We start from the raw sequence: 13,776 nt of genomic DNA, 5'->3' as shown, positions 1-13,776 counted from the left end.
CCCGTTCCGCCTCAGTCGGTAATGAAGCCGTAGGTGCCGCGGTAGTTCTTGGCCGGTTCGGTCCGGCCCGGCACGCCGTAGATGCGGTTGATGTTGCCGAGCAGCTGGGCCTGTGGATCCGCGGGCGGGGCGAAGCCGTCATCCGGCCGCGACAGATCCTTTGGCGCCACCGCGCGAACGACATAGGGCGTCACGATCACGACCAGCTCGGTAGCGTTGTTGACGAAGTCGCGGCTGCGGAACAGCGTGCCGAGGATCGGGAGCTGCATCAGCCCCGGCAGTCCGCTGATGGCCTGCTTGGTCTGCTGCTGGATCAGGCCCGCCATCGCCATGGCGCCGCCGGAGGGAATTTCCAGGGAGGTCTCCGCGCGGCGGGTCCTGATCGAGGGCACCGTCAGCGAATTCACCGAGGTCGAGGTCACGGCCTGCGACAGCGTGATCGCGTTTTCGTTCGAGAGCTCCGAGACCTCGGTCATCACGCGCAGGCTGATCTTGCCTTCGCTCAGGACCACGGGGGTGAAGTTGAGCGAGATGCCGAACTTCTTGAAGCTGATCTGGGTGGTACAGACATGGGTGGTGGGGTCGCACGCATAGCCTGCCGGGACCGGGAATTCGCCGCCGGCGATGAACGTGGCCGATTCACCGGAGATTGCGGTCAGGTTCGGTTCGGCCAGCGTGCGGATCACGCCCGCGGTCTCCATCGCGCGCAGGGTGGCCTGCACCGACGACGAGCCGCCGAACTTCGTCGTCAAATTGTTGCCGTCCACGAGGTTCTTGCCGAGCGCGGTGAACGGATTGGAGTTGCTGAAGCTCACCACCGACGTGCCGTAATTGAGGCTGGCGCTGAGGTCGATGCCGAGTTGCTTGACGATGGTGCGCTGGACCTCGGCTACCGTCACCTTGAGCATGACCTGGTCGCGGCCGCGCACCACGATCGAGTTCACCACCTTGTCGACGCCGCCGGCCAGGCGCGCGGCGAGCTCGTTGGCCTGCTGCGCCTCCATCGGATTCGCCGCCGTGCCGGTCAGGACAATGCCGTCGCCGAGCCCGTCGATCTGAATGTCCGAATTCGGCAGTATTTGCTTCAGCGCGGCCCGCACGCCGTTGAGGTCGCGCTTGACCGCGATGTCATAGGCCGCGATCTGCTGGCCGGCGGAATCGAAGAACACGATATTTGTCTGGCCGACCGTGGCACCGATGATATAGGCGCGCTGCGCCGAGCGGACCACCGCGTTGGCGATCTTGGGATCGGCGACCAGCACGTCCTTGATGTCGCGCGGCAGGTCGATCACGACGGATTTTCCGACTCCGAGCGAGAGGAAGCGCGCGTTCATCTGGCCATCCGCCGCGGCCAGGGCCCCGGGACGGTAATCGGCGGCAACCGCGGGGGTCAGCACCGGGTTGAGCGCCAGCGCCAGCGCGGCCGAAAACGACAGGGCGCGAACCGCCGAGGTTCGCATCGTCGCCAAATCCACCCTGCGTTTCATATCGACTGTCTTCATCGTACTTTCGCCGTCTGACTTGGAATGCCGTAGCGAATGATCGAAACACCGTCCCGCTTCTGCGCGGAATCATCGAGCGTGATTTCGCTCATCTTGACGTCGACGATGCTGCGCAGTGCCAGCGACAGCGTGCCGCTCTGGCGGGCTGCGGAGAGCGTCGCGGTCTGCGCCGGATTGAGCTCGAGGGTGACGGTCTTGCCGACCACCGCGTTCTGGCCGTCCTTCTCCTTTGGCGCCTGGTCGATGGCGAGGACTCGGATATTGGCCAGGATGATCTCGGAGGTGACGATGTCGGGGGCGCCGTTGTTCTGGTCCGGGTTCTTCAGCCGGCGGGTCAAGAGGACGTCGACCCGATCGTTGGGCAGAATGAAGCCGCCTGCGCCGGTCTCCGGCGAGATCTCGGTCGAGATCGCCCGCATGCCGGTGGGCAGGATTGCAGCCATGAAACCGGAGCCTTCGGCCTTGACCAGCTTCTGGTCGCGGATCGGCTCACCTTGAATGAAAGGGGCGCGCGCGATCGAACCGGTGACCTGGGTCGCGCCCTCGGGACGCTCGTTGCGGCGGATGAAGGTGGCGCTGGCGGTCGCGGCCGGCCAGGTCTGCCATTGCACGTCTTCCGGCTTCACGGTCTGGCCGAGGCCGATGTCGTTCTTGGCCACGAGGACGTCGACGGTCGGAAGCTGGGCGACCGGAGCTGCCGGAGGCGGTGCAGATTGGTCCGAGCCGCTCGCCAGGTACGCGGCGACGCCGCCGGCGCTGATGGCGACCGCCAGGACGACAATGCGTGCCCTATTCATACGCTTCACTTTCCAACAAGACGCCGCGACGCTGCCGCCGCCGTAATCGGCAGTTGACCAGCTATTCGTCAAAGCATGGTTAATGAGGCGTATCTAAATCGCCTTAACGCCGGGTTTACCCGGTGCGTTCAGCGCAGTGCGAGGTGAGCGAGGTCGATCGCCTTCACCCATTCGGTCTCGGGGTAGACCATCAGCGCGCTCAGCGCGAGCGCGATGCCGTAGGGGATGCCGCTCTCCTTGGCGTGCAGCCGCGCGAGCCAGGCCTGACCCGCCAGCCCGTAGGGCAGCGGCCATTGCCGGAACTGGAGCAGGAGCAGCGTCAGCGCGCCGCCGAACAGCGAGGCGTAGAGCAGGAAGTTCATCAGCTGCGCGAACCCGAACCAGAGCGCGACGGAGGCCGCGACCTTGGCATCACCGCCGCCGACCCAGCCCATCGCAAAGCAGGCGAAGGATATGACGAGCAGCAGCGCGCCGGCGCCGACATGGCTCAGCATCTCGTAAGGTGCCATGCCGCCGGCGAGGGCGAGCGCGAAGAAGCCTGCGACCAGCGCCAGAGACACGCGATTGGAGATCGTCATCGTGAACAGATCGCTCGCGGCGGCGAACGCCATCAGGGCAGGGAAGAGCAGAAGGCGCGCAAGGTCGAGGATCATGGGCTGCGTCTTGAGGCCTGGGTTTGCCGCGGGAACTGGCGTCGCCGGATTCTAGCCGGCAGTGCTAAACAAACCGACAACGGCCGCGAGGTTCATGCAAGGCCGAAGCTGCGGAACGCGTGCCTACCAGAGGCTGGCAATGCGCGCGGCGAGCGCGACTGTCGCAAGCAGCAGCGCAAGGCAGACCCAATAGACCGGCGAGCCGGCCTGCGCCGCAGCTGCCTCGTCTGCCGCGACTGCGGCACCGGTTCTGGACTCACGCAACGCCACTGGAACTCGCCGTCCTTGGAAAAACAAAGGCCCCGGAGGTCCGGGGCTTTTGCCGTCGTTCGTCTGTTGCTTACTTCAGCCCGGTGCTGATCGAGGTGAACTTGGTGTTGAGCGTGCTGCCGAGGCTGTTGACGACGGTGATGATGGCCAGCGCGATACCGGCGGCGATCAGACCGTATTCGATGGCGGTTGCGCCGGATTCATCCTTTGCGAAACGCGCAATCAAGCTCTTCATGAACAAAACTCCATTCGGGTGGGATCGCCTCGTTCGGCGCTGTCTTTGACCCGATGACCATGTGAGCCGAGCTCTTTCGGTAGAGTTAATCCGATCGCGTAAACCCGCGTCCGGCGCGATGCTTTCGTCCAGAGTGAATTTCGCCTTAAGGCCGCGGCCTCAATTTCGGTTCCAGATGCGTCGCCGGCACGGCGGCCGCTTCACCCTCCCTTAAATCTCACGGAGTAGGCGTAACAAAGGACCGGAATTCGCGGAGAGAGGCGATGATGTCGAGCCTGCCCATGCAAGTCGCCCTGATGCTCGGCGAGACCATCGCGAAGTTGCTCCCCGTCACCTTCGTGCTCGCGGCGGTCTTCACCGTGCTCGAGCATTTCTGGGCCTGCAACCCCGGCGCCCCGTGGTGGCGCAAGCGGGAGATCATCACCGACATCTGCTATTGGTTCTTCGTTCCGGTGTTCGCCCGCACCATGCGGATCGGACTTCTGATCGTCGGCGCCGCCGTCGTCTTCAACATCCACGACGCCGACGAGCTCATCGCCTTCTACGACAACGGCCATGGGCCGCTGGCGCAGCTGCCTCTGTGGGTGCAGGCGCTGCTGTTCCTGGTGCTGTCCGATTTCATGCTGTACTGGATCCACCGGTTCTTCCATGACGGTGGCTTCTGGAAGTACCACGCCATCCATCATTCGTCCGAGGAAATCGGGTGGATTTCGGCGGCCCGCTTCCATCCCATCAACCTCCTGCTCGGCACGATCAGCGTCGACGTCGTGTTGCTGATGGCCGGCATTTCCCCGAACATCATGCTCTGGGTGGGCCCATTCACCACCTTCCATTCGGCGTTCGTGCACGCCAACCTGAACTGGACCTTCGGACCGTTCAAATATCTGCTGGCAACGCCGGTGTTCCACCGCTGGCACCACACGTCGCTCGACGAAGGCGGCAACACGAATTTCGCCGGGACGTTCCCGGTCTGGGACGTGCTGTTCGGCACGTTCCGCATGCCGGAGGGGCGGCTGCCGCAGGATTACGGCAAGGACGAAGCGGCCATACCGAAGGAGATCGGGGGCCAATTGGCCTATCCGTTCCGCCAGTAGGGTGGGAAAATCGGCGGCAAATCCCGACTACGTTCAAACAATCGTCGGCGAGTTTGCGGAACGTTCACAAATTAAGGGCAGGTTAGCCGGGTCGGGCACCGGCTCCGCTGTTAGCTTCTGCCGGTTTGTGACGTCCCGGGAGTATGAGTATGCGTAAGGAATTGCTGCGCCGTCATGCGCGGGTCTGTCTTCTGGTTGCTGCCGCAGTGCTGGCATCGCCGGCTGCCGGCCTCGCCGAACCGACCGCCGACACCATCGCCGTCAACGTCGACCAGGCCAAGCTGGTGCGGCTGCCCGGCAAGGTGGCGACCATCGTGGTCGGAAATCCCCTGATTGCCGACGTGACGCTCCAGCCCGGCGGCATGATCGTCGTGACCGGCAAGGGCTACGGTGCCACCAATTTCATTGCGCTCGACCGGGGCGGCGAGATTCTGGTCGACCGCCAGATTCAGGTCGAAGGCCCGAGCGACCGGCTCGTCACCGTCTATCGCGGGATTGAGCGCGAGTCCTACAGCTGCATGCCGCTCTGCCAGCGTCGGGTGACGCTCGGCGATAGCGACACCTACTTCAACAACACCATGAACCAGGCCGGTTCGCTGAGCAGCAGTGCCAGCGGCAACGCCGGTGCGGCCACCAAGTCCAACTAGCCGAATCGATTGGCGGCTTCGCGCCGGGGTGGATCGCCTGATTCTGCCGCGCCGCTTCTGCATGCCAGCGACGTCCCTCTGGGCGTCATCCTTGGCCGCCGCCGGCGCGCGGGGTTAACGCATCCTTAACCGACCGCTTCGCGCAGCGTGAATCGCCTGCAACACTTAAACAATCAGTTTTAGCTATTGAACGAAGCAGATGATCGCCGCTGCTGGGGAATTTGACGCGATGCCTGCGCCTACGAGATTCACGCTCCGGAAAGCGCTATGCCGGTTTCGTGGCAGCCGCCGCGGCTCCGCCGCGGTCGAGTTCGCGCTGGTCGCTCCGATCTTCTTCGGGCTGCTGTTCGCCATCATCGAGACCGCGTTGGTATTTTTCGCAGGGCAGGTGCTCGAGACCATCACCCAGAATTCGGCGCGTGCGATCCTGACCGGTCAGGCGCAAGCACAGGGCGGCTCGGTGGCGGCCTGTCAGACGGTGCCCAACGCGGTCTCGGCATGCAATCAGACCACGTTCAAGGCCTATGTCTGCACCCAGATCCCGGCGCTGTTCGATTGCAGCAAGCTTTACGTCGACGTGGTCAGCACCAGCTCCTTCACGACGCTGAGCCTCACCAATTACGGCGATTCCTGCACCTTCAATCCGGCCGGCGTGCAATACAATCCCGGCAGCTCCAGCCAGGTCGTCGTGGTGCGGCTGTTCTATCAATGGCCGCTCTTCGTCACCGGCCTCGGCTACAACATCGGCTGCAGCAACAAGCGGCTGCTGGTGGCGACCGCGGCCTTCAAGAACGAACCCTTCTGAGGCAGATGGATCTGGGCGGGCCAATGCAGGCGATTGCGAACTTCCTGGGGAATGCCCGCTGCTCGGCGCGCGACTTCGTCGCCGACACGCGCGCGCTCGCGGCGACCGAATTCGCGGTCATCGTCCCGCTGATGCTGGTGATGTTCTTCGGCACCGTCGAATTCTCGTCGGCGGTGGCGATCGATCGCAAGGTCACGTTGATCGCACGGACGCTGTCCGATCTGACGTCGCAATCGACGACGCTTGCCGATGCCGACATGCAGAACACGTTCACGGCGAGCATCTCGATCGTGATGCCGTACGACGCTACGCTCGTGAAGGGCTCGATTTCCCAGATCTATATCGATGCCGACAAGATTGCCACGGTGCAGTGGAGCAAGGCCGGAACCATCGCGAGCGGCGCGACGCAAGCGACGCTGGCGACCTCGGGCCGGAAGGCCGGCGACAAGGTGACCAACGAGATTCCGCCGACGCTGCTGATTCCGTCGACCTATCTCATCCTCAGCGAGGCGAGCTACACTTACACGCCGTCGGTGGGCTACGTGTTGAAGTCGAACATAGCGCTGAAAGATCTGTCCTACACGCGGCCGCGGCAGGCCACTTGCGTTCAATACAACAACGTGCCGTCCTCGTGCTGACGCTCCCGAGGGGGGGCCTGGACATGAAAAAGGCCGTGCGTTGCGCACGGCCTTCTTTGCTTCTTGCGAGCCGATCGGGCGAGGCCCGGCGGGTTCAGCCTGCGGCGCGGAGGTTGTCTGCAGCCGACTTGCCGGAACGGCGGTCGGCCACGATCTCGTAGGAGATCTTCTGACCTTCGCGCAGCGTGCCGAGGCCCGCACGTTCCACAGCGCTGATGTGGACGAACACGTCCTGGCCGCCGTCGTCGGGCTGAATGAAGCCGAAGCCTTTGGTCGCGTTAAACCACTTCACGGTTCCCATGCTCACGGGGGTAGTCCCTTCTCAGATAACACAATGTGACAGCCTGCTCGCGCAGGCCAGTTAGATCGAATTTTTGGAAGGGTCGTCAGCGTGTCTGAACCGGCTGTACCGGTGGATGCTAATGTCGTCCGGCCGAAAATCGATAAATTCCTTTTATCGGAATTCCAGCGGCAAAACAATCCAGCCGCGCACGATTTTTTGATCCGCCGTGGTGTTCACGGCGGACCAATGGAAAGTTCGGAGTTTTACTGCCGCGCCGTGCGCCGCCGCTCGACTAGCGACGACGGAACTGGCCGCCACGCTGTCCGGGACGAGGCGGTCCGCCCACGCCGCTGGGGCGTTCGTCCTTGTGGCGGAAAATCAGCCGACCCTTCTCGAGGTCATAGGGCGACATCTCCACCGTCACGCGGTCGCCCGCCAGAGTCTTGATGCGGTTCTTCTTCATCTTGCCGGCGGTATAGGCGACGATCTCGTGTCCGGCGTCGAGCTGCACGCGGTAGCGGGCGTCGGGGAGGATTTCGGTGACCAGTCCTTCGAACTGGATCAGCTCTTCCTTAGCCATGTGGGTGTCTCCAGTCGTAGACTGTTAGTTCGAATGAGGATTGCGGTTCGGTCGGCCGTTGGGGCGGCTCTCGCGACGCAAAAAGGCAACGCCTTGTATTCCATCAGGCTTGCCGGCGCTATGCGCGGGACGCTGTTCCGACCGATCGGCGGGTGAGGAATTCATCTTACCACCAGGACCACGCCGGCGGCGAGACCCCTTGGAGGCCTTGTGGCCTTCTCCCGGCCTGCCATCAACAGGTCTGCCCTCGCCATGACGTCCTTCGCCGGGCCGTCCGTCGGCCGGCCTGCCGGCGCTGTGATGACGTCCGTCAGCATGTCGTTCGTCGCCACGCCGTCCGTCGCCGTGCCGGGCGCCCTGAGGACGCTGGCCCGGGCGGCCGCCCGGCCGGCCCTGCCGTTGCTGCGGCGGGGGAGGACCGGCGTCGCGGCGACCGGCATCGGTGCGGTGGTCTTCGCGCGGCAACGCCACGCGGATCAGCCGCTCGATGTCGCGGAGATAGCTGAGCTCCTCGCCGCCGGCCACCAGCGAGATCGCGGTGCCCTCGGCGCCGGCGCGCGCGGTGCGGCCGATGCGGTGGACGTAGGTTTCCGGCACGTTGGGCAGGTCGAAATTGATGACGTGGCTGATGCCGTCGACGTCGATGCCGCGGGCGGCGATGTCGGTGGCGACCAGGGTCCGGATCTCGCCCGAGCGGAACTGGGCCAGCGTGCGCTCGCGATGGTTCTGCGACTTGTTGCCGTGGATGGCGCTGGCAGGGATGCCGGCCTTCTCGAGCGACTTCACCACCTTGTCGGCGCCGTGCTTGGTGCGGGTGAAGACCAGTGCGCGGTTGACCGGCTCATCCTTCAGAAGCCTGGTCAGGAACGCCGGTTTGGCGGAGAAGTCGACCTGGACGATGCGCTGGTTGATCCGCTCGGCGGTCGAGGACACCGGGGTCACCGCGACCCGCGCGGGGTCACGCAGCATGGCGTCGGCGAGCTCGGCGATGTCCTTCGGCATGGTGGCCGAGAAGAACAGCGTCTGCCGCTTGATCGGCAGTTTGGCGACGATTTTGCGGATGTCGTTGATGAAGCCCATGTCGAGCATGCGGTCGGCCTCGTCGAGCACGAGGAACTCGACGCTCGAGAGCTTCAACCCGTTGCTCTGCACGAGGTCGAGCAGGCGGCCGGGGGTGGCGACCAGCACATCGACGCCCTGCATCAGGGCGCGGACCTGGCGGCCCATCGGCACTCCGCCGATGGCCAGCGTCGAGGCGAGGCGCAGGTGGCGGCCATAGGCGTTGAAGCTGTCGAGGATCTGGCCGGACAGCTCGCGGGTGGGCGACAGCACCAGCACCCGGCAGGTCTTGGGCTGCGGCTTGATGCGGTGCTCGAGCAGGCGGTGCAGGATCGGCAGCGCGAACGAGGCGGTCTTGCCGGTGCCGGTCTGGGCGATGCCGACGACGTCGCGCCCGGTCAGCGCGATCGGGATGGTCTGGGCCTGGATGGGGGTGGGAGTGACGTAGTTCTCTTCCGCGAGAGCACGCGCGATCGGTTCGGCGAGGCCGAAATCCTGAAACGAAGTCAAAAGATGGGTTCTTTCCATGTCAAAAGCGGGCGCCCGGCGCATTCGGCGCGGCGCGCGCAAAAGGGTGTCGAGAAGACACCTGCGTGTTTAGGGTGTCGGATGGCTTGGGAGATATGGGGCAAGCCAGAGGCCCGTTAAGGGGCTTAAGAACACGCGGCTCGCAACGACCTCTTGATTCGCAAGAGGTCTCGGCTGCTCATATGGAACATCCAAGGGGCGCTTTCAAGGCAGGCCCGCGCCAAAAGGCGATTGCAGTGCAGAAATAGTTATGCCGGAAATTTAGCCAGGGCGGGTGATTTGCATAAGAGATGACCAGCCTGCCGCTTTGGCATACATTTGAGTTGCCTAAGATTTGAGCGGTCTCTTCGCCCCAGGACCCCCTTTTTTCAGAATTTTGACAGTAGAATCAACAAGTTGCAGGGGGTTCAGCCCATGGCACGGTTCTTGCGAATCCGTTAATCGCAGGCGGCCGTGGGGCCGTTTCGCAGCGTTTTTCACGTCTGCGTCAGGGAGATGAGACACTCATGCTTAGCAAATCTACTCACGATATAGCGGCATCATTTAGCCGCCGCGGCGTGCTCGCCGCGACCGCTGGACTGGTGCTCGGTCTGGCTTCATTGACTGGCGCGAAGGCCGCGGACGACACCATCAAGGTCGGCGTGCTGCACTCTCTGTCCGGCACCATGGCGATCAGCGAAACCACGCTGAAGGACACCATCCTCTTCCTGATCGACGAGCAGAACAAGAAGGGCGGCGTTCTCGGCAAGAAGCTCGAAGCCGTCGTCGTCGACCCCGCGTCGAACTGGCCGCTGTTCGCCGAGAAGGCGCGCGAGCTGATCACCAAGGACAAGGTCTCGGTCGTGTTCGGCTGCTGGACCTCGGTGTCGCGCAAGTCGGTGCTTCCGGTGTTCAAGGAGCTCAACAGCATCCTGTTCTACCCCGTGCAGTACGAGGGCGAGGAGAGCGAGCGCAACGTGTTCTATACGGGTGCGGCGCCGAACCAGCAGGCGATCCCCGCCGTCGACTACCTGATGAAGGAAGAGAAGGTGAAGCGCTGGGTGCTCGCGGGCACCGACTACGTCTATCCGCGCACCACCAACAAGATCCTGGAAGCCTATCTCAAGTCCAAGGGTGTCGCCCAGGACGACATCATGATCAACTACACGCCGTTCGGTCACTCCGACTGGCAGACGATCGTGGCCGACATCAAGAAGTTCGGTTCGGCCGGCAAGAAGACCGCGGTGGTCTCGACCATCAACGGCGACGCCAACGTTCCCTTCTACAAGGAGCTCGGCAACCAGGGCATCAAGGCGAAGGACATCCCGGTGGTGGCGTTCTCGGTCGGTGAGGAAGAGCTCGCCGGCATCGACACCAAGCCGCTGGTCGGCCATCTCGCCGCCTGGAACTACTTCCAGTCGATCAAGTCGCCGGAGAACGAGAAGTTCATCAAGGCCTGGCAGGCCTACACCAAGAATCCGAAGCGCGTGACCAACGATCCGATGGAAGCGCACGTGATCGGCTTCGACATGTGGGTCAAGGCGGTCGAGAAGGTGAAGTCGACCGATCCCGACAAGGTCATCGACGCTCTCCCGGGCATCGAAGCCAAGAACCTGACCGGCGGCACCTCCAAGATGCTCCCGAACCACCACATCACCAAGCCGGTGTTCATTGGCGAGATCAAGGGCAACGGCCAGTTCGACGTGGTCTGGAAGACCCCAAGCCTCGTCGCGGGCGATGCCTGGTCGAAGGAGCTCGATGGCTCCAAGGACCTGATCGGCGACTGGGTCGGCAAGAAGTGCGGCAACTTCAATACCAAGACCAACAAGTGCCTCGGTTCCGGCTCCTGATCCGGATCTGACACGCCATTGCGCGACCGGAGAAGGCGGCGATCCCGCCGCCCTCTCCACCTATTTCTGCCGGGGTCATTCACAGTGCCAGCCTATCTGTCCGCGCGCCTCTGCTCGCTTGCGCTCTCGCTATTGCTGATCGCGTTCGCGCTGCCGGCCTTCGCCGGCCCGTTCGAGGACGGAGTCGCCAAGTTCGCCAATGACGATTTCTCCGACACGGAAGAGGCGATCGGCGCAGTCGCGAGCAGCGGCAACAAGCTGGCCTTTCCGATCATCAGCGCGCTCCAGGACGGCCGGTTGATGGCCGATCCGGACAGCAAGAAGGTTTACGTCACCGGCACCGACGGCAAGTCGATTGATGCCGCGACCGGCGAGGCGGTGGCCAGCGTTCCCGATAGTGCGAGCGCGGTGCGCCTCAACAATCGTCTGCGCCGCAGTGTCGATGCCGCGCTCGGCGGCCTGACGCTGCAATCGCCGGATGTCGGAACGCGCCTGCAGGCCGCGCAATCGGTCTTCAAGTCGCATGAGGAGACGGCGCTCGATGCGGTCGATGCCGCGCTCGCCAAGGAAGGCAACAGAGCGATCAAGACGGCCCTCGGCGAGGCCCGCGCCGCCATCCTGCTGTTCAAGTCCGATGCGACCGAGGTCGAGAAGCTCGAGGCCGTGGCCACGCTCAAGGCGCGCGGCGACCAGGACGCGCTGGCGCTGCTCACCGGCATGGGCGACCAGCCGGCCTCGGTGACCAAGGCGGCCGCGAGCGCGATCGGCTCGATCCAGAGTTCGCTCGCGGTCTGGTCCATGGTGCAGAACGCCTGGTACGGCCTCTCGCTCGGCTCGGTGCTGTTGCTCGCCGCGATCGGGCTCGCCATCACCTTCGGCGTGATGGGCGTGATCAACATGGCGCATGGCGAGATGGTGATGCTCGGGGCCTACACCACCTTCGTGGTGCAGGAGGTGATCCGCACCCGCTATCCCGGCCTATTCGACTATTCGCTGCTGATCGCCGTGCCGCTCGCCTTCCTCGTCGCCGGCGCGATCGGCGTCTTGATCGAGCGCAGCATCATCCGCTTCCTCTACGGCCGTCCGCTGGAGACGCTGCTGGCGACCTGGGGTCTCTCGCTGGTGCTGCAGCAGGCGGTGCGCACCATGTTCGGCCCGACCAACCGCGAGGTCGGCAATCCCTCCTGGATGAGCGGCGCGTTCGAGCTCGGCCAGATCACCATCACCTATAACCGGCTCTGGATCCTGCTCTTCACGCTTGCCGCGTTCGCGATCCTGCTCGCGATGCTGCGCTACACCGCACTCGGCCTCGAGATGCGCGCGGTGACGCAGAACCGCCGCATGGCGGCCTCGATGGGCATCGCGACCTCGCGCGTCGACGCGCTGACCTTCGGTCTCGGTTCGGGCATTGCCGGCATCGCCGGCGTGGCGCTGTCGCAGATCGACAATGTCAGCCCCAATCTCGGCCAGAGCTACATCATCGACAGCTTCATGGTCGTGGTGTTCGGCGGGGTTGGCAATCTCTGGGGCACGCTGGTCGGCGCCTTCACGCTCGGCATCGCCAACAAGTTCCTGGAGCCGGTCGCCGGCGCCGTGCTCGGCAAGATCGCCATCCTGGTCCTCATCATCCTGTTCATTCAAAAGCGGCCGCGCGGCCTGTTCGCGCTCAAGGGCCGTGCGGTGGAAGCATGACCCCTCACATGCTGACGCGATCGCTGGACCGCAGCGCGACGATCTTCCTTGCCGTCGTCGCGGCCTGCGGCATCCTCATCCCGCTCTCCAACCTGCTGCTGCCCGCAGGCTCGTTCCTGCAGGTGCCGACCTATCTGGTCGCGCTCTGGGGCAAGTATGTCTGCTACGCGATCCTGGCGCTGTCGATCGACCTGATCTGGGGCTATTGCGGGATCCTCTCGCTCGGCCACGGCGCTTTCTTTGCGCTCGGCGGCTATGCGATGGGCATGTACCTGATGCGGCAGATCGGCACCCGTGGCGTCTACGGCAATCCGATCCTGCCGGATTTCATGGTGTTCCTGAACTACTCGAAGCTGCCCTGGTACTGGTACGGCTTCGACATGTTCTGGTTCGCCGCCCTGATGGTGCTGGTCGTGCCGGGGCTGCTCGCCTTCTGCTTCGGCTGGCTCGCCTTCCGCTCCCGCGTCACCGGCGTGTACCTGTCGATCATCACGCAGGCGATGACCTATGCGCTGCTGCTCGCCTTCTTCCGCAACGACTTCGGCTTCGGCGGCAACAACGGCCTGACCGACTTCAAGGACATCCTCGGCTTCAACGTCCAGGCCGAAGGGACGCGCGCTGCCTTGTTTGCGTTGAGCTGCCTGGCGTTGATCGCCGGCTTCCTGATCTGCCGCGCCATCGTCTCGTCGAAGCTCGGCAAGGTGCTGATTGCGGTGCGCGATGCGGAATCGCGCACGCGCTTCCTCGGCTACCGGGTCGAATCCTACAAGCTGTTCGTGTTCACGGTGTCGGCCTGCATGGCCGGCGTCGCCGGCGCGCTCTACGTGCCGCAGGTCGGCATCATCAATCCGTCCGAGTTCGCGCCGGGCAATTCGATCGAGGCGGTGATCTGGGTCGCGGTCGGCGGCCGCGGCACGCTGGTCGGCGCCGCGCTTGGCGCCGTCGTCGTCAACTACGCCAAGACGTTCTTCACCTCGGGCGTGCTCGCGCCGTATTGGCTATTCATGCTGGGCGCGTTGTTCATCCTGGTGACGCTGCTGCTGCCCAAGGGCATCGTAGGCACTTTCAACGCCTGGTGGGACCAGTCCAAGGAGAAGCGCACGGCGAGCTCGGCGAGCGCCGCGGCCGAGGACGGTGTCACCGAACCCAAGATGGCGGAGTAGC

At 64.1% G+C, this 13,776-nt stretch carries 15 protein-coding genes; 7 read left to right on the top strand and 8 right to left on the bottom strand.

Translation table 11 applies throughout. The annotated features are described in order from the left end of the window. Positions 1-11 precede the first annotated feature (11 nt). The 5 genes from K410_RS0131335 to K410_RS0131315 all read right to left on the bottom strand — a co-directional run bounded on the left by K410_RS0131335 (position 12) and on the right by K410_RS0131315 (position 3,457). A complete protein-coding gene (locus tag K410_RS0131335) occupies positions 12-1,487 on the bottom strand; it encodes a type II and III secretion system protein family protein (RefSeq protein WP_028138535.1) in 1,476 nt (491 codons plus the stop codon). Positions 1,488-1,498: 11 nt separating this feature from the next. Then, positions 1,499-2,299: a Flp pilus assembly protein CpaB gene (gene cpaB, locus K410_RS0131330; protein ID WP_028138534.1), complete on the bottom strand. Its 801-nt coding sequence runs from the start codon at positions 2,297-2,299 to the stop codon at positions 1,499-1,501. Between the two features lie 128 nt (positions 2,300-2,427). Continuing rightward, entirely contained in the window at positions 2,428-2,952 is a 525-nt protein-coding gene (locus K410_RS0131325; RefSeq protein ID WP_028138533.1) for an A24 family peptidase, read from the bottom strand. A 123-nt stretch (positions 2,953-3,075) separates the two neighbouring features. Further along, positions 3,076-3,216: a hypothetical protein gene (locus tag K410_RS40690; protein WP_196236097.1), complete on the bottom strand. Its 141-nt coding sequence runs from the start codon at positions 3,214-3,216 to the stop codon at positions 3,076-3,078. A 76-nt stretch (positions 3,217-3,292) separates the two neighbouring features. After that, positions 3,293-3,457, bottom strand: a complete 165-nt coding sequence (locus K410_RS0131315; protein ID WP_028138532.1) for a Flp family type IVb pilin — start codon at positions 3,455-3,457, stop codon at positions 3,293-3,295. A 266-nt stretch (positions 3,458-3,723) separates the two neighbouring features. Between K410_RS0131315 and K410_RS0131310 the strand changes: the two genes are divergently transcribed. From K410_RS0131310 to K410_RS0131295, 4 genes are all read left to right on the top strand, one after another. Beyond that, positions 3,724-4,551 carry a sterol desaturase family protein gene (locus K410_RS0131310; protein ID WP_028138531.1) on the top strand — a complete coding sequence of 276 codons (828 nt, stop codon included), beginning with the start codon at positions 3,724-3,726 and terminating at the stop codon, positions 4,549-4,551. A 149-nt stretch (positions 4,552-4,700) separates the two neighbouring features. Further along, positions 4,701-5,198, top strand: a complete 498-nt coding sequence (locus K410_RS0131305; protein ID WP_028138530.1) for a pilus assembly protein N-terminal domain-containing protein — start codon at positions 4,701-4,703, stop codon at positions 5,196-5,198. 229 nt (positions 5,199-5,427) lie between these two features. Continuing rightward, a complete protein-coding gene (locus tag K410_RS0131300) occupies positions 5,428-6,003 on the top strand; it encodes a TadE/TadG family type IV pilus assembly protein (protein ID WP_028138529.1) in 576 nt (191 codons plus the stop codon). Between the two features lie 23 nt (positions 6,004-6,026). Next, the gene (locus K410_RS0131295) at positions 6,027-6,641 is read left to right on the top strand and encodes a TadE/TadG family type IV pilus assembly protein (protein WP_028138528.1); all 615 of its coding nucleotides are present in this window, start codon (positions 6,027-6,029) and stop codon (positions 6,639-6,641) included. 94 nt (positions 6,642-6,735) lie between these two features. Here the strand turns inward: K410_RS0131295 and K410_RS0131290 are convergent, their stop codons facing one another. From K410_RS0131290 to K410_RS0131280, 3 genes are all read right to left on the bottom strand, one after another. Continuing rightward, positions 6,736-6,948, bottom strand: a complete 213-nt coding sequence (locus K410_RS0131290) for a cold-shock protein (protein ID WP_028138527.1) — start codon at positions 6,946-6,948, stop codon at positions 6,736-6,738. Between the two features lie 268 nt (positions 6,949-7,216). Continuing rightward, on the bottom strand, positions 7,217-7,504 hold the full coding sequence (infA, locus tag K410_RS0131285; RefSeq protein ID WP_008131890.1) for a translation initiation factor IF-1: 288 nt from the start codon (positions 7,502-7,504) through the stop codon (positions 7,217-7,219). A gap of 24 nt (positions 7,505-7,528) precedes the next feature. Continuing rightward, a complete protein-coding gene (locus K410_RS0131280) occupies positions 7,529-9,115 on the bottom strand; it encodes a DEAD/DEAH box helicase (RefSeq protein ID WP_049820400.1) in 1,587 nt (528 codons plus the stop codon). Between the two features lie 482 nt (positions 9,116-9,597). On the opposite strand from K410_RS0131280, the gene urtA reads away from it, so the two are divergent. The 3 genes from urtA to urtC all read left to right on the top strand — a co-directional run bounded on the left by urtA (position 9,598) and on the right by urtC (position 13,775). After that, complete coding sequence (gene urtA, locus K410_RS0131275) at positions 9,598-10,920, top strand: urea ABC transporter substrate-binding protein (protein ID WP_028138525.1); 1,323 nt, start codon at positions 9,598-9,600, stop codon at positions 10,918-10,920. A gap of 84 nt (positions 10,921-11,004) precedes the next feature. After that, on the top strand, positions 11,005-12,612 hold the full coding sequence (gene urtB / locus K410_RS0131270) for an urea ABC transporter permease subunit UrtB (protein WP_028138524.1): 1,608 nt from the start codon (positions 11,005-11,007) through the stop codon (positions 12,610-12,612). Further along, positions 12,609-13,775 (top strand): urea ABC transporter permease subunit UrtC, encoded by a 1,167-nt coding sequence (urtC, locus tag K410_RS0131265; RefSeq protein WP_028138523.1) that lies wholly within the window; start codon positions 12,609-12,611, stop codon positions 13,773-13,775. The genes urtB and urtC overlap by 4 nt, the downstream gene beginning before the upstream one ends. Position 13,776 lies beyond the last annotated feature (1 nt).

The sequence above is a fragment of the Bradyrhizobium sp. 22 genome (assembly GCF_000482425.1).
Classification (GTDB): domain Bacteria; phylum Pseudomonadota; class Alphaproteobacteria; order Rhizobiales; family Xanthobacteraceae; genus Bradyrhizobium; species Bradyrhizobium japonicum_B.
The sequence above is the reverse complement of the archived record's forward strand: the minus strand, read 5'-3'. Positions and strand labels throughout refer to the sequence as shown.

Bases quoted from the DNA above. Each gene is read 5' to 3' on its own strand.
- K410_RS0131335 (WP_028138535.1), bottom strand. From the start codon at position 1,487: ATGAAACGCAGGGTGGATTTGGCGACGATGCGAACCTCGGCGGTTCGC.
- cpaB (WP_028138534.1), bottom strand. From the start codon at position 2,299: ATGAATAGGGCACGCATTGTCGTCCTGGCGGTCGCCATCAGCGCCGGC.
- K410_RS0131325 (WP_028138533.1), bottom strand. From the start codon at position 2,952: ATGATCCTCGACCTTGCGCGCCTTCTGCTCTTCCCTGCCCTGATGGCG.
- K410_RS0131315 (WP_028138532.1), bottom strand. From the start codon at position 3,457: ATGAAGAGCTTGATTGCGCGTTTCGCAAAGGATGAATCCGGCGCAACC.
- K410_RS0131310 (WP_028138531.1), top strand. From the start codon at position 3,724: ATGTCGAGCCTGCCCATGCAAGTCGCCCTGATGCTCGGCGAGACCATC.
- K410_RS0131305 (WP_028138530.1), top strand. From the start codon at position 4,701: ATGCGTAAGGAATTGCTGCGCCGTCATGCGCGGGTCTGTCTTCTGGTT.
- K410_RS0131300 (WP_028138529.1), top strand. From the start codon at position 5,428: ATGCCTGCGCCTACGAGATTCACGCTCCGGAAAGCGCTATGCCGGTTT.
- K410_RS0131295 (WP_028138528.1), top strand. From the start codon at position 6,027: ATGCAGGCGATTGCGAACTTCCTGGGGAATGCCCGCTGCTCGGCGCGC.
- infA (WP_008131890.1), bottom strand. From the start codon at position 7,504: ATGGCTAAGGAAGAGCTGATCCAGTTCGAAGGACTGGTCACCGAAATC.
- K410_RS0131280 (WP_049820400.1), bottom strand. From the start codon at position 9,115: ATGCGCCGGGCGCCCGCTTTTGACATGGAAAGAACCCATCTTTTGACT.
- urtA (WP_028138525.1), top strand. From the start codon at position 9,598: ATGCTTAGCAAATCTACTCACGATATAGCGGCATCATTTAGCCGCCGC.
- urtC (WP_028138523.1), top strand. From the start codon at position 12,609: ATGACCCCTCACATGCTGACGCGATCGCTGGACCGCAGCGCGACGATC.